This window comes from Evansella halocellulosilytica, from assembly GCF_002335745.1.
GTDB lineage: Bacteria > Bacillota > Bacilli > Bacillales > Salisediminibacteriaceae > Bacillus_CA > Bacillus_CA halocellulosilytica.
The window spans coordinates 2,734,311-2,754,728 of sequence record NZ_NIST01000001.1; the positions used below are offsets into that span (position 1 = coordinate 2,734,311).

19 protein-coding genes are annotated in these 20,418 nt (G+C 38.4%); 12 read left to right on the forward strand and 7 right to left on the reverse strand.

The features are described from left to right. Positions 1 to 18 precede the first annotated feature (18 nt). A complete protein-coding gene (locus CD001_RS12970; protein WP_096188117.1) occupies positions 19 to 669 on the forward strand; it encodes a glycoside hydrolase domain-containing protein in 651 nt (216 codons plus the stop codon). Between the two features lie 294 nt (positions 670 to 963). Continuing rightward, on the forward strand, positions 964 to 1,326 hold the full coding sequence (locus CD001_RS12975; RefSeq protein WP_096188118.1) for a pepsin/retropepsin-like aspartic protease family protein: 363 nt from the start codon (positions 964 to 966) through the stop codon (positions 1,324 to 1,326). Between the two features lie 106 nt (positions 1,327 to 1,432). Here CD001_RS12975 and CD001_RS12980 read toward each other — a convergent pair whose 3' ends face one another. Then, positions 1,433 to 1,630 (reverse strand): hypothetical protein, encoded by a 198-nt coding sequence (locus CD001_RS12980; protein WP_096188119.1) that lies wholly within the window; start codon positions 1,628 to 1,630, stop codon positions 1,433 to 1,435. A 190-nt stretch (positions 1,631 to 1,820) separates the two neighbouring features. Between CD001_RS12980 and CD001_RS12985 the strand changes: the two genes are divergently transcribed. Next, positions 1,821 to 2,489 carry an HAD family hydrolase gene (locus CD001_RS12985; RefSeq protein WP_096188120.1) on the forward strand — a complete coding sequence of 223 codons (669 nt, stop codon included), beginning with the start codon at positions 1,821 to 1,823 and terminating at the stop codon, positions 2,487 to 2,489. Between the two features lie 368 nt (positions 2,490 to 2,857). Beyond that, positions 2,858 to 3,157: a hypothetical protein gene (locus CD001_RS12990; protein ID WP_096188121.1), complete on the forward strand. Its 300-nt coding sequence runs from the start codon at positions 2,858 to 2,860 to the stop codon at positions 3,155 to 3,157. An 85-nt stretch (positions 3,158 to 3,242) separates the two neighbouring features. Here the strand turns inward: CD001_RS12990 and CD001_RS12995 are convergent, their stop codons facing one another. The 4 genes from CD001_RS12995 to opp1C are packed head-to-tail and all read right to left on the reverse strand — an operon-like array spanning position 3,243 to position 7,131. Next, complete coding sequence (locus CD001_RS12995; protein WP_096188122.1) at positions 3,243 to 4,256, reverse strand: ABC transporter ATP-binding protein; 1,014 nt, start codon at positions 4,254 to 4,256, stop codon at positions 3,243 to 3,245. Beyond that, complete coding sequence (locus CD001_RS13000; RefSeq protein ID WP_096188123.1) at positions 4,222 to 5,259, reverse strand: ABC transporter ATP-binding protein; 1,038 nt, start codon at positions 5,257 to 5,259, stop codon at positions 4,222 to 4,224. Before CD001_RS13000 ends, CD001_RS12995 begins: the two co-directional genes overlap by 35 nt. A gap of 36 nt (positions 5,260 to 5,295) precedes the next feature. After that, complete coding sequence (gene nikB / locus CD001_RS13005) at positions 5,296 to 6,219, reverse strand: nickel ABC transporter permease (protein WP_096188124.1); 924 nt, start codon at positions 6,217 to 6,219, stop codon at positions 5,296 to 5,298. A 15-nt stretch (positions 6,220 to 6,234) separates the two neighbouring features. After that, positions 6,235 to 7,131: a nickel/cobalt ABC transporter permease gene (opp1C, locus tag CD001_RS13010; protein ID WP_096188125.1), complete on the reverse strand. Its 897-nt coding sequence runs from the start codon at positions 7,129 to 7,131 to the stop codon at positions 6,235 to 6,237. Between the two features lie 433 nt (positions 7,132 to 7,564). On the opposite strand from opp1C, the gene CD001_RS13015 reads away from it, so the two are divergent. After that, a complete protein-coding gene (locus tag CD001_RS13015; RefSeq protein ID WP_096188126.1) occupies positions 7,565 to 9,196 on the forward strand; it encodes a glutathione ABC transporter substrate-binding protein in 1,632 nt (543 codons plus the stop codon). A 137-nt stretch (positions 9,197 to 9,333) separates the two neighbouring features. Here CD001_RS13015 and CD001_RS13020 read toward each other — a convergent pair whose 3' ends face one another. Beyond that, the gene (locus CD001_RS13020; RefSeq protein WP_096188127.1) at positions 9,334 to 11,025 is read right to left on the reverse strand and encodes a M3 family oligoendopeptidase; all 1,692 of its coding nucleotides are present in this window, start codon (positions 11,023 to 11,025) and stop codon (positions 9,334 to 9,336) included. 205 nt (positions 11,026 to 11,230) lie between these two features. Between CD001_RS13020 and panE the strand changes: the two genes are divergently transcribed. Further along, positions 11,231 to 12,163 carry a 2-dehydropantoate 2-reductase gene (panE, locus tag CD001_RS13025; protein WP_096188128.1) on the forward strand — a complete coding sequence of 311 codons (933 nt, stop codon included), beginning with the start codon at positions 11,231 to 11,233 and terminating at the stop codon, positions 12,161 to 12,163. A gap of 137 nt (positions 12,164 to 12,300) precedes the next feature. Here the strand turns inward: panE and CD001_RS13030 are convergent, their stop codons facing one another. After that, entirely contained in the window at positions 12,301 to 13,266 is a 966-nt protein-coding gene (locus CD001_RS13030) for a peptidoglycan-binding protein (protein WP_096188129.1), read from the reverse strand. 667 nt (positions 13,267 to 13,933) lie between these two features. Here CD001_RS13030 and map point away from each other — a divergent pair. The 6 genes from map (at position 13,934) to ltrA (ending at position 20,104) form a co-directional block, all read left to right on the forward strand. Further along, positions 13,934 to 14,692, forward strand: coding sequence for a type I methionyl aminopeptidase (map, locus tag CD001_RS13035; RefSeq protein ID WP_096188130.1), 759 nt, complete (start codon positions 13,934 to 13,936; stop codon positions 14,690 to 14,692). Between the two features lie 135 nt (positions 14,693 to 14,827). Continuing rightward, positions 14,828 to 15,550, forward strand: coding sequence for a YetF domain-containing protein (locus CD001_RS13040; RefSeq protein WP_096188131.1), 723 nt, complete (start codon positions 14,828 to 14,830; stop codon positions 15,548 to 15,550). 88 nt (positions 15,551 to 15,638) lie between these two features. Continuing rightward, positions 15,639 to 16,130 (forward strand): hypothetical protein, encoded by a 492-nt coding sequence (locus tag CD001_RS26435; protein WP_257009806.1) that lies wholly within the window; start codon positions 15,639 to 15,641, stop codon positions 16,128 to 16,130. 195 nt (positions 16,131 to 16,325) lie between these two features. Then, a complete protein-coding gene (locus CD001_RS13055) occupies positions 16,326 to 17,201 on the forward strand; it encodes an STAS domain-containing protein (RefSeq protein WP_096188134.1) in 876 nt (291 codons plus the stop codon). A 225-nt stretch (positions 17,202 to 17,426) separates the two neighbouring features. After that, the gene (locus CD001_RS13060) at positions 17,427 to 18,077 is read left to right on the forward strand and encodes a CAP domain-containing protein (RefSeq protein ID WP_096188135.1); all 651 of its coding nucleotides are present in this window, start codon (positions 17,427 to 17,429) and stop codon (positions 18,075 to 18,077) included. Positions 18,078 to 18,832: 755 nt separating this feature from the next. Then, positions 18,833 to 20,104, forward strand: coding sequence for a group II intron reverse transcriptase/maturase (gene ltrA / locus CD001_RS13065; protein WP_096186455.1), 1,272 nt, complete (start codon positions 18,833 to 18,835; stop codon positions 20,102 to 20,104). Positions 20,105 to 20,418: the final 314 nt, after the last annotated feature.

The window sequence follows — 20,418 nt, forward strand, 5'->3', positions numbered from 1 at the left end:
GATTAGGAGGGGTGTGCAATGCCTAATATTATATGGGGAGTAGACTCTGCTGCAGCTGTAGACGAATCGTTGTATGATTGTGTAGTGGAAAGCTTTGGTTTCCCTGATTTTTGGGGGAGGTATTTAAATACAATCCCTGATATCAGTGAAGGGTTGACGGTTGAAGAGATTCGTTTTATAAATGATAACGGTATAAGAGTGATGCCAATTTATAATAATTTCCAAGAGTCTGTTGGGTATCGGGAAGGAACTGTTGCGGCAAGAAATGCGATTTTTAATGCAAGAAGGTTAGGGATTAGCCCTGGAGTATTCATCTTTGCGAATATCGAGCATTTTTTTGCTGTTGATGCAGACTGGATAATTGGGTGGGCAGATACCTTTTTGAATAGTGATTACCGCCCTGGGTACTATCACGACCCAATTGAAGGGGAGTTTCAGGCTGCTTATTGTGAGGCAGTTGAAAGAAGTGAAAATGTTAGGGTTCAGTCTGTATTATGGAGTGCAGAACCTGAACCTGGAGTGACTCCAAAGGATGAACATCCTCCCTTTAACCCAGCATTACCAGAATGTGAAGCAAACGTGTGGGCTTGGCAATATGGACGGGATGCAGCTGAATGTCCGATCGATACAGTATTAATTGAGCAAAGGCTTTATACAGAATTACATTAAATTGTCGGGGGTAATACCCCCGGCAATTTTGTGAAAAGTGGAAAGTGAAAATGTTATACTGATTATGCAGTATGATGAAGGAAAAATGAATGAGTTTGAGTAGTGTTGATAATAAGAGGAGTAGGACATCTAGCTGTTCACCGTTACTTACTTAATGATCATAATATTGGACAGGTAAATACATTGTCTTGCACTACGTGTGATGCTTTTTTGATAAAATAATTGTAAGGACACAAAAATAATGACTGTGATTATTTTGAAGCAAGCAAACGTATAAATACAGGGGTGATTGAAATGAAGAACTTAGTTGAAGAAGATGGCGTGTTCGTCACAGAAATGATGATTGTCAATGATAAGAGTGAAGTCGTTTTATCACATGTTTTAGTCGATACTAGCTCAAAGCATACCGTCATCTCCTCTGAATCGGCGATCAAAGCAGGATTAATTTTAGATCATGAACAAGAAGGTAAAAGTGAGAATAAAGAAGCGGGATTTATTAAGCTTGGTAATATAACGATTCATGACTTTCAAATTAAAGTGAAGGATGCAGATCAGTTGAATGGCTATGATGGTGTTTTAGGGGTTGACTTTTTAAAAAAGGTTGGAGCAGTCATTAATCTCGGAAGCTTGACGATCTATAAAGCAAACGTAAAATAATTTGGTTGAAACATCAATAGTAGAGCCACCTGTGTGAATCAAAGTGCTAATGAAATAGTAAAAAAAGAGCGAAGTCCGAATATACTTCGCTCTTAATCGTCGTTCGTCAATTGTTGTTTTTTCTACTTTCTTCAAACGGTTCGTACGCATTTGCTTCTAATTCCTTTTGCTTTTCCAGTGCTTTTTTTTCAGCTTTTTTCAGCTTTCTAACTGTGAAATATGTAGCAAGAAATACGACAATTAACACGATATATGCATAGGCAAAATTTGTTTCAGAAGGATCTGGCATTGTAAAGAAGTCCATCTAAGACCACTACCTTTCAAATACATAAAGACATTCATACGTATTATAACAATGAACCGAAAAAATTACTAATGGTAGTGTTTGAATGCCGATCTTTTTTAAAAGGACATTCTTAGTTTCTATGTCGATAATCGTTTTAGTAAGTGAATCAATGAGTATGTTACACTGAACAAAAAAGGAGAACTGTAAGATGATTAAAGCAGTTATTTTTGATTGTGACGGACTTATAGTAGATACTGAAACACCTTGGTACAAAGCATTTAAAGCCATTTATCAAGATTACGAGATTGATTTACCGCTTGAATTATATGCTCAATGTATTGGTAATACAACACAAGAGGAGTTTGATCCTCACATATATTTAGAAGCGCAATCACGTATGAAAATTGACAAAGGGGAAATGGAAAATAGAGCGAAACAATTACATTCAGAAATGATGACGGACGAAAAACTTCGTCCCGGTGTTAAGAACTATTTACAGGCAGCAAAGAATGCTGGTTTAAAAATTGGTCTTGCTTCAAGTTCTGACCGGGACTGGATCGATTATTATTTAAAAAAGTATAATCTTGTATCATTTTTTGACACGATACAAACAGGGGATACGGTTGAAGTTGTCAAGCCTCACCCTGAATTGTACGAAAATGCCATTAAAGCGTTAGACGTGGAACCTCATGAAGCAGTTGCATTTGAAGACTCCGTAAATGGACTTGTTGCAGCAAAAAGTGCAGGACTTAAATGCGTCATTGTACCGAACGAAGCCACTTCTGTATTAACCTTTGATAATTATGATTTGCGACTTTCTTCAATGGAAGAAAAGAATTTTGAAGGTGTGATGAAAACAATACTAGCAGCACGTTAATTGATGGCAATTCTTTACTGTCTTCTATAAATGTATTTAATTCGTTTCTGTCACTATTGAAACCTTTTACGGTTAAATACGTAACATAATTAAAATGTTTGATAAAGGGATGACAGTAATGGAAGAAAAAAAGTAAAGAAAGAGAGATCTTCTCCTTATCACACATTTGATATGATTCTTGAAGCACTAACATATTTGCCTCAAATATTGTCACGGGTGATGAAAGATTTTCTCTTTAATTTGAGTATTGCTTATGTCATGGGATAATGCCCAATAAAAAGCGAAGAATACATGTATACATAAATAAAGTGAGCATAATGACATGATATATCTTCATGTACGAACATGCGTGCAATTGGAGGGGTTATATGGATTGGATTGCCTCCCAGCCTTATGTGAAGGTCGTAAGGGAGATACAAGGCCTTGAACAAGTAAATATAGAAGAGAAGCGAACAATTTATTTATATGAAGATCGCATTGTAACGGGGTATCGCGAGTTTCCTTTCCATACTGTTTTTGATATGTCATTCAGGCACATAGCAGGAGATGACAGTATCTTTTACTTGCATACGAGCCGTGGTGTTTTTTCGTATACAATAAAGTCAGATCCAACTGATTTTATTAATCATTTTAAACAATTAGAAAAAAAGAAAAGGGATGAATTATAACGCATAAATGATTAGAAAACCAATGTGAGGAGCATTGGTTTTTTCATGAAAAAAACCTGAGAAGGATTTCTTCTCAGGTATAACATTAATAGTTAGGCTTCATTTCTCCAGATTCGATTTCCTCGATATAGTGACACGCTGCTTGATGATCAGGAACCATACCGGATTCAGTGGTGCGAAGCTCAGGAACTTCTTTCGCACATAAGTCCGTTGCAAAGGGACAGCGCGTATGAAAACGGCACCCTGCTGGAGGGTTAATTGGTGATGGAATATCACCTTGTAAAATAATTTGTTCCCTTTGTTCTTTCGGGTTTGGAACTGGGATTGCTGATAATAACGTTTTCGTATAAGGGTGCTTCGGATTATCAAATAAAGACTTTTTATCTGCAATTTCCACGATTTTACCTAAATACATAACGATAACTCGGTCAGAAATGTGTCTGACAACACCTAAGTCGTGAGAGATGAACAAATATGTTAAGTTCAATTCACGTTGTAATTTTTTTAATAAATTCAACACTTGTGCTTGAATGGATACGTCTAAAGCAGATACAGATTCGTCACATATAATAAGCTTAGGATCGACCGAAAGCGCTCGTGCAATGCCGATTCGCTGTCGCTGACCTCCACTAAATTCATGCGGGAAACGGTCAAGCTTATCAGGACCTAATCCAACAGTTTCAAGTAATTCAATCATTCGGTCATATCGCTTTTCTTTAGGAAGAACATTTTGAATTGCCATCGCTTCATTTAAGATTTGTCTTACTGTTTGACGAGGGTTAATCGATGCGTATGGATCCTGGAAAATAATTTGCAAATCTTTACGCATTTTTCTCATCTCACGACGGCTAATGCCTAGAAGGTCTTTCCCATCAAATGAAATCTCGCCGGATGTAGGCTCATCAAGGCGAAGGATAGCACGTCCCGTCGTTGACTTCCCACAACCAGATTCCCCTACGATACTTAACGTTTCACCAGCTTTAATACTAAAGCTAATATCATCAACAGCTTTTACGTCATTAATTTTTCGTCCGAATATTCCCCCTTTAATAGGGAAGTATTGTTTAAGATTCTTTACTTGTAAAAGATCCGTAGTCATCTTTCACACTCACCTCCTGACCATCCCACTTGTCTGAATAAATCCAGCAGCGGACTTGGGCTTCATTATTTAACTCTTTTAAACTAGGAAGCTCATTCGTACATAGCTCTGTTGCAAAAGGACACCGTGGTGCAAAACGACAGCCTTCTGGCATATTCTCTGGTGTTGGAACCATTCCTTTAATAATATTTAATTCGTCTTGATCGATATCATGACGTGGTAATGATTCAAGTAATCCAACCGTATATGGGTGTTGTGGTGATGCAAACAACGATTCAACATCCGCATACTCGACAATTTTACCGGCATACATAACAGCAACATAGTCACACGTTTCAGCGACAACACCTAAATCGTGGGTAATGAGAATTTGCGACATGCCTAATTCGTTTTGAAGCTTATTAATTAGTCGTAATATTTGAGCTTGTATCGTCACGTCTAAAGCTGTTGTCGGTTCATCAGAAATGAGTAATTGCGGATTGCAGGCTAACGCAATCGCAATCATTACTCGTTGTCTCATACCACCAGATAATTCATGGGGGTATTGTTTTAAACGAGCTTTCGGAGATGGGATTCCAACGAGCTCAAGCATACTTAATGCTTTTTTCAAAGCTTCTTTTTTAGAAAGCTTTTCATGAATCATATACGACTCAGCGATTTGATCCCCAACTGTAAATACAGGGTTTAAAGAAGTCATCGGTTCTTGGAAAATCATAGATATTTGGTTGCCACGAATACTTCGCATTTCCGCTTCCGTTTTATCTAAAAGATTCTCATCATTAAATAAAATTTCCCCTCCTTTGATCTTACCCGGATCTTGGATAAGTCGCATAATGGACAGGGAGGTAATACTTTTACCTGAACCTGATTCTCCAACAATTCCGAGTGTTTTTCCGCTTGGAACAGAGAAGGAAACGCCGTCTACAGCTTTAACTTCGCCTTTATCTGTAAAAAACGATGTTTGTAAATTTTTCACATCAATAATTGATTTTGTAGGTTCCATGATCTTAATCCCACCTTTCAATACAAAGGATAACTATTAATCTAGTTCAATACGTTTATTTAAGAATCGGTATGAAATATCAACAATTAAGTTAACGAGAACAAAAAGTAAAGCAAGAATTAACACAGTTCCTTGTACGATCGGGAAGTCACGGGCAGCGATTGCCTCGACAACGAAGCGCCCCATTCCATTAATTGCAAAAACAGCTTCGGTTAAGACGGCTCCTCCGAGTAACGTCCCAAATTGAAGGCCGACAACGGTCACGACTGGAATTAATGCATTACGCAAGGCGTGTTTGTAAATAATATAACGTTCTTTAACCCCTTTTGCACGTGCTGTGCGAATATAATCTTGGCTGATCACTTCGAGCATTGAAGATCGGGTCATTCGTGCAATAATCGCAGCCCCTGCTGTTCCGAGAGTAATGACCGGTAAAACGATTTGACTTGGTGAGCCCCAGCCAGAAACAGGGAACCAGCCAAGCGGATCTAAGGCGAAATATTGAATTAACATGAGTCCGAGCCAAAAGTTCGGCATGGATAGACCGAATAAAGCGACGATCATAATTGCAACATCCGTAAATGTATGACGCTTTGTCGCAGAAATAATTCCCGCAATTAACCCTAGGAAAATACTTAAAATCGTACTATAAAAAGCCAATTCGATGGTCACCCAGAAACGTGAACCGATCTCAGAAGTAACTGGCCTTCCACTTCGAATTGAGTTTCCTAAATCACCTTGTACAACACCACTAATGAAACTACCGTATTGAACCGGTAACGGGTCATTTAAACCTAACCTGTCTCGTAATTGTTCCACTTGTTCTTCACGTGCACTTTCCCCAGCTATAATTTGAGCAGGATCCCCTGGTATGAGGTGCATCATTAAAAATACTAGAATGGTAACACCAATAATGACAGGGATCGTTTGGATCAGTCTTCTAATAATATATACGAACAATGTTTCTCACCTCTCTTAAGCTTTCATTTTTGGATCTAACGCATCTCGTAAGCCATCACCGAATAGATTAAATGAAAGAACGACAATGACGATGGCAAGTCCTGGGAATAACGCAATGTGAGGGCTATCCCACATATAGTTGCGCCCGGCACTTAACATTGCTCCCCACTCTGGTGTCGGCGGCTGTGCCCCTAAACCTAGAAAGGATAAACCAGCAGCTGTTAATATTGCTGTAGCCATACGGATCGTTGCTTGGACGATGATTGGTGACATAATATTCGGTAAAATATGTCTGAAAATAATTCTGGCATCAGATGCGCCTAACGCTTTGACGGCATCGACGTATTCGAGTTTCTTGACTGCTAGAGTAGAACCCCGAACAATCCTTGCAAACATTGGAACTGAGAATATTCCGACGGCGATGATTACATTGTTTAAGCTTGCACCTAAAATACTTACAATTGCTAATGCAAGTAAAATACCAGGGAATGCAAGAAGTACATCAATAAATCTCATTAATACTGCGTCTATTTTTTTGCCGTAATAACCTGAAATGAGACCGATCACAACCCCGATAACGAGACCGATAATAACTGAACTAAAACCAATGTAAAGCGTTAAAGACATTCCGTGGATAATTCTTGTAAAAATATCTCGTCCTAGGTTATCTGTACCAAACCAATACTCTGCTGATGGACCATGAAGCTTGTCGCTCACATTCGTTACGTATGGGTCATGAGGTGTCAGGTACGGTCCGACAATGGAAACAATGATAAAGAAGAGAATGAGAAATCCTCCAACCATTGCTGCTTTGTTTGCCCTCAACTTCTTAAAAACAGTTTTTAAGTTTTCGAGATGAGGAGAAGGCGGCTTAATGTCATTTTTTGCCTCATTAATAGTTGTTTCTGCCATATTTAATCCTCGCTTTCTTTGTCATATTTCATTCACAAATGATTTGGTCGAAAAAAGGGAATTTACACATTATGAATAATGTTCAGACATTTTTGAGTATTTAAAGTAGAGTAAAGCCACTGATCGACCGAGAAAAATATTTATGTTTACAAGCTAGAATTATATCATGTATATCCTATTTTACAAGGAAATTTATGAAATGGAAATTATTTTAAGATAATTTCGTATTTTGTGATAAAAATATAAAGGAAGCGCTTACATAAATTCCCTTATTAGAAAATTCATTCATATTATCAGCTCGAAAATCTATTATAATTACTTTCAATTTTCGGAAATTTAATTTTTACAATTATTTTAATGTTGTTTTTTTTCGAGACTTATTGTAGTTTAATTAGTGTGAACTTTTTTTAAATACAAATAAGGGGGAAAATGTATGTTTAAAAGTAAAAGCTTAAAAGCTGTTGCTTTATCAACGGTTATGGCTTTAACGATTGCCGGCTGTGCTAGTGAACCGGACGACGGTGCATCAGATACAGATGCAGACCAAGATACTCCGGATACTGGTGAAGCAGATGGCGACACGGAGCTCGTTGAAGGAAATGATTTAATTATTGGTACATCTGCAGATATCGTTGGGATGGACCCTCACGGTACAAACGATGTTCCTTCGAGTAACGTGCAAACGAATATTTTCGAAACGCTTCTAAAGCATGACGAGGATATGGAGTTACAACCAGGGCTAGCAGTAGAATGGGAAGCAGTCGAAGATAATATTTGGGAATTTGAATTACGCGAAGGTGTTACGTTCCATGACGGTTCTGAATTTAATGCAGAAGTTGTAAAAGCGAACATTGAGCGTATTCTAGATCCAGATGTTGCTTCACAACGTGCATTCTTATTTGAAAGTGTTGAAGAGGTTGAAGTAGTAGACGATTACACAGTTCGTTTTATTACTGAATACCCATTTGCTCCACTACCGTCTCATTTAGCACACAGCGGTGGTGGTATGATTAGTCTTGAAGCAATTGAAGCTGATTACGAAGCGATGGAAGATGGCGAACAGCCAGGTCACTATATCGGTGAAAACCCAATTGGAACAGGTATTTTTGAATTTGATAGCTGGACTACTGGTGATGAAGTCGTGTTAGTTAAGAATGAAGATTACTGGGGTGACGCAGCAAAGGTTGACTCTGTCACATTTAGAGTTATTGGTGAAGACTTGACACGTGTTGGAGAATTAGAAACTGGCGGAGCACATATTATTTATCCAGTTAGTCCAAGTGATAAAGCACGTGTAGATGGACACGAAGCTGCGAGTGTTTATGAACAGGAAAGTTTAAGCCTTGCATATATTGGATTTAATATGCAAGAAGAACCATTTGATGATCCAAAAGTACGTCAAGCAGTCTCAATGGCAATTAACAAAGATGAAATCATTGAAGGTGTAATGGACGGTACTGCAACACCGGCGGTAGGCCCTATCGGTGAACAAGTATTTGGATTTAGTGATCAAGTTGATGCACTTCCATATGATCCTGAACGTGCACAAGAACTACTCGCTGAAGCAGGGTACGAAGATGGTTTCTCTACAACAATTTGGACAAATGAAAGTCGTGAGCGTGAGGACATTGCTGAGCTTTTACAAGCACAACTTGCTCCAATTGGTATTGACGTTGAAATTGAAGTCCTTGAGTGGGGGACTTACCTAGACAGCACAGCTGAAGGTGAACATGATATGTTTATTCTCGGTTGGGTTACTGTAACAGGAGATGCTGACTACGGCATGCATGCATTGTTCCATTCTGATAACTTTGGTGCTCCTGGTAACCGTACATTTATGGACAATGAAGAATTAGATGAACTTCTTGATGAAGCTCGCCGTGAATCTGATGAAGATATTCGAGCGGATCTATATGAGCAAGCAATGGAAATTCTCGTAGAAGAAGCACCAATGTTATATCTTTATCACAACACTTATTTAGTAGGTTTACGTGATGAAGTTCAAGGCTTCTGGAAGCATCCAAATGGTTTATACCAATTACAAGATGTAACAATTGAACAATAAGAACGAAAATGAGAGGCTGGGACAAAACCCAGTTAATAAGAAATGGCACTCACCGTCGGTGAGTGCCATTTCTCCTTTTTCAGGTATTTATTTTATATTGGGGTTATTAATATACGGTAGTGTAATGATTAGAAAAGTTAGTTCAGCACAGCTAATTTTTTCTCGATAAATTCCATGAGCTCTTTAATCATTTTCTCAGAAAAATCAAATTGAATTCCAGCAGCTTCATAAACTTCAGATAATGACTTTGAACTGCCTAGTGAGAGTGCCTTTTTATAGTTTTTCAATGCTTGAGTTGGATTGTCACAATACTGTTTGTACATTTGGACAGCACCGAGCTGTGCAATGACATAATCAATATAATAGAATGGGACTTCAAATATGTGAAGAACTTTGTGCCATTGGTGCTTCAGCCATTCTTCATGACCAGACCAATCGACGACATTGGAATCGATTGACTTAGTCAGTTCATAAAATTTCTCGTTTCTTTCTTCAGCTGTATGATCAGGGTTTTCATATAACCAATGTTGAAACTGATCGATAATGACACCGTGCGGCAGAAAGTCGATAATCCCTTCTAATTGATCTTTTTTCGCTCGTATCAAGTCAGCTTCATTTTCATAAAATCGATCCCATTGATCCATAGTCATCAATTCCATTGACATGCTAGCAAGTTCTGCAGATTCCATAGGAGTATCTCGATACAAACTTAAAGGCAGTGTCGTTTTCAAGTCATTATGAATACAATGTCCCATTTCGTGAAGCAATGTAATCATATCATCATGACTGTTTGCTGCATTCATAAAAATAAAAGATAGCTTAGACACTGGGAGGGAATCGCAAAAGCCTCCTGGTGATTTCCCTTTGCGGCTGTCTAAATCAAGCATCCTGCGCTCATCCATCGTACGAATTAACTCTGCAAAACGAGGGTCGAGGTTCTCGAAAATCGCTGCTGATTTTTCAACTAGCTCGCTCGTATGACTAAACGGTTTGAGAGGCTTTTGTCCAAGTGGTACTGCTCTTACGTCCCAAGGGCGGTACACATCGACACCAATTTCTTTTTGACGTTGACGTTGCTGCTTCTCTTTCAAAGGTTTCACATGTTTTCGGATCGCATCAGCTAAATTTTTACAATCATCAGGAGTGTAGTCAAAACGCTCATACTTTTTAAACATGTAATCTCGATAATTGGCAAGGCCAGCATTTTTTGCTTTCTTTTCTCGAAGTTCAATCAGTTCAGTCATAATATGTTGGAGTTCATCTTTTTTTGTTAAAAAAGCTTTTGCAATTTTTTCAACTGCTGCTTTTCTTACTTCACGATTCGAATCTTCTAGATATTCTTGGAGTTGGCTAATCGTTTTTTCCTCGCCATTCCAATCAACAGTCAGACCACCGGTATGTTCAAAATAATTGGTAGATAAGCGATCCTCTTCTATTTCTAATTCTACATTTTCTTCACGAAAAAGCTCCTTTGAGTTTTGTTTGCTTCTAATAAATTGATCATAATATGATTGATCAAGGTGATCTTTCGCTGGTGAAGAAAGGAACTTATCATCTAATAAAGCATCAAAGCGCTTTACGATAGGTAAAATATACTTTTGATCATACTCGAAGGCTTTTTTCGCTTCTTCAGAATCACTCTGACATTGAAAGTCGATATAATGTCCAGATAGACCTTCTGAAATTTCGTCAGATATGAGAGACTCTTCTTTTAACCACGCAGTTAATTCTTCTACTGTTTCTACTGGCATGGCTAATAATTCTTCGTACTTTTTTTCTATTTCTTGTGGTTGTTGAAAATTAAATTTTTCAACGTAGAATTTTGTCATTTTATTGACCCCTCGTTTCTATATGTGAAGCAAACTCTATTACTTTTAATTCGTTGTTTATCGTAAAAATCCTTTTAAAAATTTTAGGTTGTTTTATAAAGCCAAATTTTCACTCTCCGGGTCTAAATTATTTCATAGACAGAGGAAAATGAACCATCAATAACGAATTTTTTAAAGGAGCAAAATTCGAGAGGGGAATGTAAGGATGAGAATTCTCGTAGTAGGTGCAGGAGCAGTAGGAGGATATTTTGGCGGGCGCCTGATTGAAAAAGGCGAAGATGTAACTTTTTTAGTTAGAGAGAAAAAACAATTACAATTAAAGGAAAAAGGGTTAGTTATACATAGTGTGAAGGGTGATTTTCACTGTAGACCAAAAACGATTGTTGCAACAGATAACCCAACACCTTTTGACGTTGTTCTCATTAGTACGAAGGCTTATCAGCTAAAGGAAGCTCTCGCAGCAGTTGAACCGTTTGTTTCTGATTATACGGTCATTATTCCTTTGCTAAACGGTGTTGAGCATATGGAAGAGATGAGGGCATATTTTTCACCAGATCAAATCTTTGGTGGGTTATGTTTTATTGAGTCAACCTTAAATGAATCGGGTGAAATTGTACAAACGAGTCAGGTTGACGATCTTGTTTATGGAGAGTGGAACGGTGAAAAAACCGAAAGAGCGAGACAGATTGAAGACGTTTTTTCAGGGACGAAGTCAACATTTACATTAAGCGAAAACATTCAGCAAGATATGTGGCATAAGTATTTATTTATTACAACACTGTCAGGGATTACGTCTTTAATGAGAGCACCTATTGGTCCTATTCGAGATACGTTCGAAGGACGAACGTACATTCAGCAACTTTTCGAAGAAATAAGGTTAGCGATGAATGCTCATGGTGCACCGATTGCGGATGGTATTGTTGAAAAGCAAATGGAAATAATAAATAAGCAAGGTCCAGCGATGAAGTCGTCTATGCTGCGTGACATTGAAAAAGGTTCTTTTGTTGAAGCAGATCATTTACAAGGATACTTATTATTAATGGCAGAACGATACGGAATCGAAACACCGCTGTTAAGGTTGATTTATCAACATTTAAAGGTTTACGAAAAGCATCTTGAGGTGGTTGGGAAAAGTTAGATTCATACTGTACTCAACGTTGCTATCTGTGTTAATTGGGCAAATAATAGAATGAAATATCAAGATAAAAGACGAATTATAAGAAAAAGGTTTGCTCTAAAAAATTAGAGACAAACCTTTTTGCGTTTACTGTTATTCTATGGAGTTTCAATCACTCTTACTGTTACATTTTGACGACCGAAGTCATTTGCTTCATCTTTTGTTGCCATGTGAAGGTCAATTCGATTTCCTTGAATCGCTCCACCTGTGTCGCCAGCGATTGCACGGCCATAACCTTCAACTTCAACGACTGACCCTAATGGAATGACATCCGGATCTACTGCAACAACTTTTTTGTCAGGTTGATTTCGCAAGTCAATTCCAGTTGCTGTAATTCCAGAACAACCATCACAGTAAGCAGTGTAAGCTGTTGCTTCCATATTTATAACAGCTTCGGAGCTATCACTGTCAGAAGTATTATTGGAGCTATTGCTTGATGACTCACTATCACTTGAGCTTTCCGTTTCATTTTCATTTGATGATTGAGATTGTCCAGTTTCTTCAGATGACTCTTTGATTTCAGGGTTGTATCGGCTCGTTAATCCGTATAGTGCGCCGAATGTTTCCGGTCCAGCGACACCATCTTTATCTTCAATATCTTCATCTTGATGGAATTTGTTTAATGCTTCTTCTGTAAATGGACCGAATTCACCATCAATATTGAATTCATAATACCCTAATTCAGCTAAATCTTCTTGAAGCATTTCGACTAAAATCCCTTCATCTCCTTTTTCAAGTTCGACGAGGGCAGCGAGCGTTTGTACACCTGCAAGACCATCTACTAGTAAGTCGTATTTCTCTTGGAATTCACGAACAGCATCTTTTGTCGCTTCGTCGAATTCGTCTGATATTTCTTCGGCATCCATATCTAAGAAGTCTTTATCTTCTAATAGCTCTTTTAATTCGATAATGTGCTCGTGAGTTTTCCCTTTATATAGGAGTTTCTCACCAAGCTCCTTATCGTCTGATGCACTAGCTTGTCCAGATGTGAAAAGGAATGCTCCTAATGCAACAGCTGAAATTCCTAGTATTTTCATAGATTGCAATGTTGCTTTTGGTTTCATTAAAAAAACCTCCTTATGTGCTTTGCTTTTAGTGCAACGACCACATCGTACCAAGCACGAAATAGGAGTTCAACCAAAATTCTATGTTTTAATCGATTTGAAAACGGAATGTTACGATTTGAAATCGTTTTGTCATGAAAGCCATGTGTTCGAAATGGAAAAGGATCTAGTTTCTGGTAAAAATAGAGGATTATTCATATTGATTCATTTCTTCGTTACATTCAGCAGTTTATTCATGTATAGTTATCATATGGGATATGAAATGATTGTTCGGGAGAGGCTTAAGATAATATGATTATAAATAAAACCTATAAAGCAATTTTAAGCATTCTATGTTTTGGATTAATCTTAGTTGGTCCTGTAATGAGAATCATAGATGAGGCGGCTATTTATTACTATATGATAAGCATAATCGGAATTATTAGCCTATTTATCATTGAACGGAAGAGTAAGAAAAGATAACTTCCAGATATTGAGGTTGTTTCTTAAATAACTGCAAAAAAGTTGTTTTTCCATTATAAGGTCGTGTAGTATTATTTCAAGCTACAGTATGGCCTTTTATTGTTATGTAAATGAGTCCCATTTACCGGGACTTTTTCTCATGTGCGTATGTTTATATTTTGAATAGAATATAGTGGTTATATTTTTTAGGAAGGGAGCTTTTCGAGTGATTCAACGTAAATCTCAGCGTGAAATTGAATTAATGCACGAAGCAGGAAAATTAGTGGCAAAAATCCATAAGGAAATAGCGAAGTTCATTAAACCGGGTATATCTACACTTGAAATTGATGAATTTGCGGAAGATTTTATGAAGGAAAATGGTGCAATTCCAGCACAAAAAGGGTATCAAGGATATAAATTTGCAACATGTGCCTCGATCAATGATGAGATTTGTCATGGATTTCCACGTAAAGATAAATTAAAAGATGGCGATGTTGTAAAAATTGATTTTGTTGTTGATTTAAATGGTGCTTTAGCTGACTCGGCTTGGACACATCCGGTGGGCAAAGTATCTGATGAGGCCCAACAGTTAATGAAGGTGACAAAAGAGTCGCTCTATAAAGGAATCGAAGCTGCACAAGCAGGTAATCGAGTTGGAGATATTGGTGCTGCAATAGAGCAGTATGTTGAAAAATACGGTTATGGGATTGTACGAGATTTTACAGGTCATGGAATTGGTCCGAAGATTCATGAAGAACCGAATATCCCTCATTTTGGGAGACCGAATAGCGGTCAACGATTAAAAGAAGGTTTAGTTATTACAATTGAACCGATGATTAACACAGGTATTTGGCCTTCACAAATGGATGATAATGGATGGACAGCAAGAACGGTCGATGGAAGCTTATCTTGTCAGTATGAACATACTGTTGCGATTACGAAAGATGGACCGCTCATTCTTACAGAACAAGATGATATAAATTAAATAACCTTTTTATAAGTGCCTGGCTTGTTCCATCTTGTGTGGATCAGTCAGGCTTTTGTTATAACTTAGGTGGTTTTGTATGTTTTCAATATTTTGGAAAACACTAATTGTACCTTTTAAAATATGGGTGATTAAATGGATTCCGAATTGTTGCAAGTACTTATAAGAGCAATTACTGCCTATTTAATACTGCTTTTTGTCAATACAATGCTAGGGAAGCAAACTTTGTCACAAATGTCGAATCATGATTTTATTACAGCTGTTATGATGGGGGCTATTAGTGCGAATTTAGCTTTTGATACAGAAATAAATTATATATATACGCTAACAGCATTATTAGTTGTAGGTATGATTGGGTATTTGACTGCAACTCTTTCATTAAGGATACGAAATATAAGGAAATGGGTCTCAGGGTCTCCAACTGTGTTTGTAGAAGGTGGGAAGATACTAGAAGAAAATATGAGAAAACAAAAATATAATATGGATTCATTTAATCAAGCTTTGCGTGAGAAAAGTATCTTTGACATTGAACAAGTTGATTATGCTGTTTTAGAACCTGATGGACATTTATCTGTATTAGTTAAGGAACATTTACTACCTGTTACGAAAGGAGACTTATTTGGCAAAAGTAGTGAAAAGAATCGGTTTCCCGTTGAGTTAATTATTGATGGGGAAGTTATTGAGAATAACCTTAAAGAAAATAAATTAACGGAAGAATGGCTATTAAAACAAATACACGATCATAACCTATCAAGAAGTGAAGTGTTTTATGCTGTATTAGGTACGAAAGGCCAGTTATATATTGATGTGAAAAATGACCATATTATATCTCCAGTAGACAAAGAAGGTAATGAATAATTCGCTGATAGGAATCTAGGAGTAGGCAAGCACCTTGTATTTATCTATGCATAACGTATATGGAGACGTTTTGAAAGGAGAGTGCTCCGTGAATAATCAAAGACAAATGCCTCGGCTCCTAAACTTTTTATTTCCGCAATCTCAATCACAACAACAACCAGGAGGTGGGTTTTTAGGAGGTTTGTTTGGGCAGGGACAAGGCGGATTTCCAGGAGGTCAACAGCCACCAGGTCCACCGCCGGGATTCCATGGTGGACAACAGCCCCCTGGACCACCACCTGGTTTTCCTGGTGCTGGACCAGGAGGCCCGTCTGGACCTCCCCCAGGACCTCCGCCTAGTTCACCGCCACCAGAACAACAAATAGGAGGCGTAGGCGTATTAGCAGTAGACCCTGGTGCTTTACACGGCTGTTTATACAGATACACGTTTGTTCGTTTAGAAAGTGGCAGGAGGTTCTGGTTTTGGCCAATATTCATTGGAAGAACGTCTGTCGCAGGGTATAGGTGGCGCCCAAGACGACGAGAGTGGGTATATTCCGGATTTGATACTAGACAGATCTCATCTTTTTCATGCCGTTAAACGGGGAATCAAAATAAACAAGAATACTACTAATTGAATACCAAAAAACCCCAGGTGCCTGGCACCTGGGGTTTTTGGGGTTGAGTTTTCGTTCCTATCTTTTATGAATTGAGTTAAAAATCATGGTTTAATAATTGATTGAATGTGGTAAAAGAATGTGTGGCATTTATATATTTTGAAGTTAGGGGGAGAGCAATGGCGACAGAAAGTCAGCTTGCTAAAGTCGGACAAGCACTAATAAATGAATCGGATAGGTTATCCAAAGTCATTGAAGAGTACCATAATGATCAGAACCACTATGAATACACTGATACTGGTTTAACAGAAAATGAGAAGCTTCAATATCGTGTTGAATTACTTCAATTATACGGTCATGCACTTATTCAAAATAGTATTGATAAACAGTTAGATAAAGTATACCAGTGGGGTAAAAAATTTGGAGAGCGTTCAGTAAATTCAGGGGTTTCTGTAGATGCAGCGATGCTTACATTGCCTTATTATCGAAGGGTTATCTATGAATTTATTAAAGAAGAGTTTAACACAGATGAATTTATTTTTGAGGATTATTTCCTAATCTCTGACCTTATAAACCCATTATTGGATCAAGTGGTTTATGCATTTACTCAAGCTTATGCCGAATACAATGATAATACATTTAAAAAAGCACAAGATGAATTACTAGAATTATCTGTTCCAATCGTTCCTTTAACTAAGACAGTTGCAATATTACCACTAGTTGGAACGATCGATACGTACCGTTCAAAAGAATTATTAGAGAAATCATTATCAAAAGGCACAGAATTAGGATTATCATATTTAATTGTTGATTTATCAGGAGTTCATATCATTGATACTGCTGTTGCTCACAACATATTTCAACTTCACGATGCATTAAAGGTAGTTGGCATAACAGCGATAATTTCAGGTTTACGTCCAGAGTTAGCGCAGACGATCGTTAATTTAGGAATATCTTTCAATAATATGAAGGTTGCGCGTAACCTTGAACAAGCTTTAATGATGACAGGGTTAAGTATAGCTACTGAGCAAGAAATATATAAAATAAATGAATAAACCGAATGAAAGGCTGTATGGTAGAAGATATTCCCTTTTCTATCATACAGCCTTTCATATGGAATTCCCTTCCATGTGCCAGGCACCTGAAGTCGGTCTTATGGTCGTTATTTATGGAATTTTGTGGGAATGGTAGATTATCGATAATTTTGGTAATGTTTTCCCCACTGTTTTGTTTTCATAGTTTCTATGACATAATGTGTGGCATGGAGGTGTTTTACAAACATGAAGAAAAAACTACTTTATTCATTGATGGCCATAGCTGTCGCATTTCCACTTGTAACACAAGGAGCACTGGCACAGTCTACACATACAGTACAAAGTGGAGACACGATGTGGCAAATTTCACAGCAGTATGATGTTGACTTTTCAAGTTTGCTTGAAGCAAACACGGATGTAACGAATCCAAATGTGATTTACGTTGGACAGCAATTAGTCATTCCTTCTGCAAGTAACGGACAAGGTTCAAGTGATGTTGCTGAGTCCAATATCTCACAATTTGAGCAAGAAGTGATTGAATTAACGAATGAACAACGTTCGCAAAGAGGTCTTGCACCATTAGAAATTGATGAAGATACATCTGGTGTCGCACGCACAAAATCAGCTGATATGCGTGACCAAGGGTATTTCTCACACAACAGTCCAACTTACGGAAGTCCATTTGATATGTTAAGCCATTATGGTGTTTCTTATCGTGGAGCTGGTGAAAACATTGCTGCTGGTCAGCAAACACCTGAACAAGTTGTTAACTCTTGGATGAATTCAGATGGTCACCGTGCTAACATTTTAAACGAGAACTTTACCCATATCGGAGTAGGGCACGTTGAAGGTGGAAGTTACGGCCATTACTGGACACAACTATTTATTACAAAATAAAAATATAGTGATTTTATGAAACTAGTTCTCTATGAGAGAGCTAGTTTCTTTCGCGAGTGGCAGCACATGTGCTAAAGGGTGAAAGTCCCGAATGCATCGACTAGCCGGCAAGCATTAGCTGACAGGTAGTGCGTTGACTGTGAAGTAGCGTGCGGAGGATCTGAAGGCAAACCTCTGAACAGAGCTGATATCCCATGTTGGCACGAGAGTTGGATGACTGTGCAAGACAACAGAAAGTCCGAATAGTTAGAAACTCAAAGTGTTATGAGGGCTGGGTTAGAGGGAAAGTACATGATGTGACCCATTGAGATCTCCCTGCTTCCTAAAGTAGGTACTGATGTCACAAGGCTAAGCCAAGGACACAGGATGAGCTTTAAAGGGAGAAGTCAGAGATCGCCATAGTAGTGAAGAAGCACATGCCAATGACCTACTGGCGACAGTAGCGAGGACAGCACATGAGTGAAACTGTACATAGATACAGTTGCGAACCTATACTCAAAAGGTAGGGATTCGTGCGAAGGGCGTGACCCATAGAAGAACAATGTGAGTAGGCTTACTTATGACTGCGGAAGTAGACAGAAGCTGGACAAGAGCCAAGGGGGCTGATGCCAGGGTGGAACAGAAGGGTACACCGTCTACCGCCAAATGAGATGCACAAGTTATTGCCGTGAGCTATCAACCTTGTAGAATCACATTTATATGGGGAAGCAGAAACAAAGGAAAAAACGAAAGCAATGGCGTAAGGGGAATAACAGATGAAAAGACGTGTATGGTACAGTTTGTATGACAAAGTGTACAAGAAAGCGAATCTAGTAAGTGCCTTCTATCAAGTGAAGAAGAATAAAGGTGCACCAGGGGTTGATAAGGTAACAATTGAAGGCTATGAAGCAAAGCTGGAGGACAATCTAGAAGTGCTCCAACAGAAGCTAAAAGATAAACAATATCGACCCAAACCTGTTCGACGAAAGATGATCGACAAAGATAATGGCAAGAAACAACGTCCACTAGGGATACCAACGGTGGAAGATCGCATCGTACAAGCTTCTCTTCGAAATGTATTGGAACCGATCTTCGAAGAAGAATTCCTTCCGTGTAGCTATGGTTTTCGGCCCGGAATAAGTGCTCATATGGCTTTAGACAAAGTCACTGAACACTTGAATGCAGGATACCATTATGTCATCGATGCCGACTTACAATCCTACTTTGACACGATCCCACATGATAAACTGGAACATCAAATAAGGAAACGAGTGACAGATGGGTCTATAATCAAACTCATTCACCGTTTTCTCAGAGCAGGTGTCATGGTAGGAGATCGATACGAAGATACCCCTGAGGGAGCTCCGCAGGGTGGCGTGCTAAGTCCATTACTTTCGAACATCTACTTACATCAGCTTGATCAACTGATGACTGAGCGAGGTCACCGAATCGTCCGTTTTGCGGATGATTTTATCATTCTTTGTAAAAGTTCAAAAGGCGCAGAAAGAGTTATGCGAAGTGTCTCAAGATTTCTTGAGGAAGAGCTAAGTCTAACTGTGAATCAAGAAAAGACTAAAGTTGTCAACGCCAACAAAGAGCCATTTACATTCTTAGGCTATGAATTCATCGGAGATATTCGAAGAATAGACCCTAAGAAAGAGGCGACATTCAAGGAACGAGTGAAAGAAATGACTCGTCGAAACCAAACAGTTGATATTCAACTACTTATCCAAGACAAATTAAATCCATACATTCGAGGTTGGGCAAATTATTTTCGTTATGGAAATGTGAAGAACAAATTCAAAGTATGGGATAGCTGGATAAGAAGACGGTTACGAATGGTACAACTAAGAAGCTGGAGACATATAAAGAACCTCCACCGCCTTCTGAGAAGAAAGGGATGGAGGGAAGAAAACCTTAGAGGAATCCGTATGTTTGCTTGGCGAAGTTCCAAAAGTCCAATGGTTCATGCGGCACTAGACAATAAGTTCTTTTCAGAACTTGGACTCGTTAGTTTATCATCTGTTTATGATGAACGTTATCTCTAAAAGGGATATATGGGAAGAGCCACATGCGAAGATCCGCACGTGTGTGCTCTGTGAGAGGCGTGGTCAGTAATGGCGACGCCTACTCGGTTTTGAAATGATCAGTAACTTTATGATTTTTATAAAGCTCTCAATTGTTGTTAGCATCAACACGCCCTTTTGTACGAAGCCACTGAAAAAGTAATGATAACCTTTCCAAAATCCCTATGCTTTCACCCTAAGGCACAAATGCGACATCTACTCATGCTACACTTCGTTTGCATTTGTAGTGTCTTCTTTGCCGCAGGTAATACTTCAGCTTCATCATGCACTTGTCT

Excerpts from the sequence above, each read along its gene's own strand:
- CD001_RS12970 (WP_096188117.1), top strand. The coding sequence starts at position 19 with ATGCCTAATATTATATGGGGAGTAGACTCTGCTGCAGCTGTAGACGAA.
- CD001_RS12975 (WP_096188118.1), top strand. The coding sequence starts at position 964 with ATGAAGAACTTAGTTGAAGAAGATGGCGTGTTCGTCACAGAAATGATG.
- CD001_RS12980 (WP_096188119.1), bottom strand. The coding sequence starts at position 1,630 with ATGGACTTCTTTACAATGCCAGATCCTTCTGAAACAAATTTTGCCTAT.
- CD001_RS12985 (WP_096188120.1), top strand. The coding sequence starts at position 1,821 with ATGATTAAAGCAGTTATTTTTGATTGTGACGGACTTATAGTAGATACT.
- CD001_RS12990 (WP_096188121.1), top strand. The coding sequence starts at position 2,858 with ATGGATTGGATTGCCTCCCAGCCTTATGTGAAGGTCGTAAGGGAGATA.
- CD001_RS12995 (WP_096188122.1), bottom strand. The coding sequence starts at position 4,256 with ATGACTACGGATCTTTTACAAGTAAAGAATCTTAAACAATACTTCCCT.
- CD001_RS13000 (WP_096188123.1), bottom strand. The coding sequence starts at position 5,259 with ATGGAACCTACAAAATCAATTATTGATGTGAAAAATTTACAAACATCG.
- opp1C (WP_096188125.1), bottom strand. The coding sequence starts at position 7,131 with ATGGCAGAAACAACTATTAATGAGGCAAAAAATGACATTAAGCCGCCT.
- CD001_RS13015 (WP_096188126.1), top strand. The coding sequence starts at position 7,565 with ATGTTTAAAAGTAAAAGCTTAAAAGCTGTTGCTTTATCAACGGTTATG.
- CD001_RS13020 (WP_096188127.1), bottom strand. The coding sequence starts at position 11,025 with ATGACAAAATTCTACGTTGAAAAATTTAATTTTCAACAACCACAAGAA.
- panE (WP_096188128.1), top strand. The coding sequence starts at position 11,231 with ATGAGAATTCTCGTAGTAGGTGCAGGAGCAGTAGGAGGATATTTTGGC.
- CD001_RS13030 (WP_096188129.1), bottom strand. The coding sequence starts at position 13,266 with ATGAAACCAAAAGCAACATTGCAATCTATGAAAATACTAGGAATTTCA.
- CD001_RS13040 (WP_096188131.1), top strand. The coding sequence starts at position 14,828 with ATGGATTCCGAATTGTTGCAAGTACTTATAAGAGCAATTACTGCCTAT.
- CD001_RS13055 (WP_096188134.1), top strand. The coding sequence starts at position 16,326 with ATGGCGACAGAAAGTCAGCTTGCTAAAGTCGGACAAGCACTAATAAAT.
- CD001_RS13060 (WP_096188135.1), top strand. The coding sequence starts at position 17,427 with ATGAAGAAAAAACTACTTTATTCATTGATGGCCATAGCTGTCGCATTT.
- ltrA (WP_096186455.1), top strand. The coding sequence starts at position 18,833 with ATGAAAAGACGTGTATGGTACAGTTTGTATGACAAAGTGTACAAGAAA.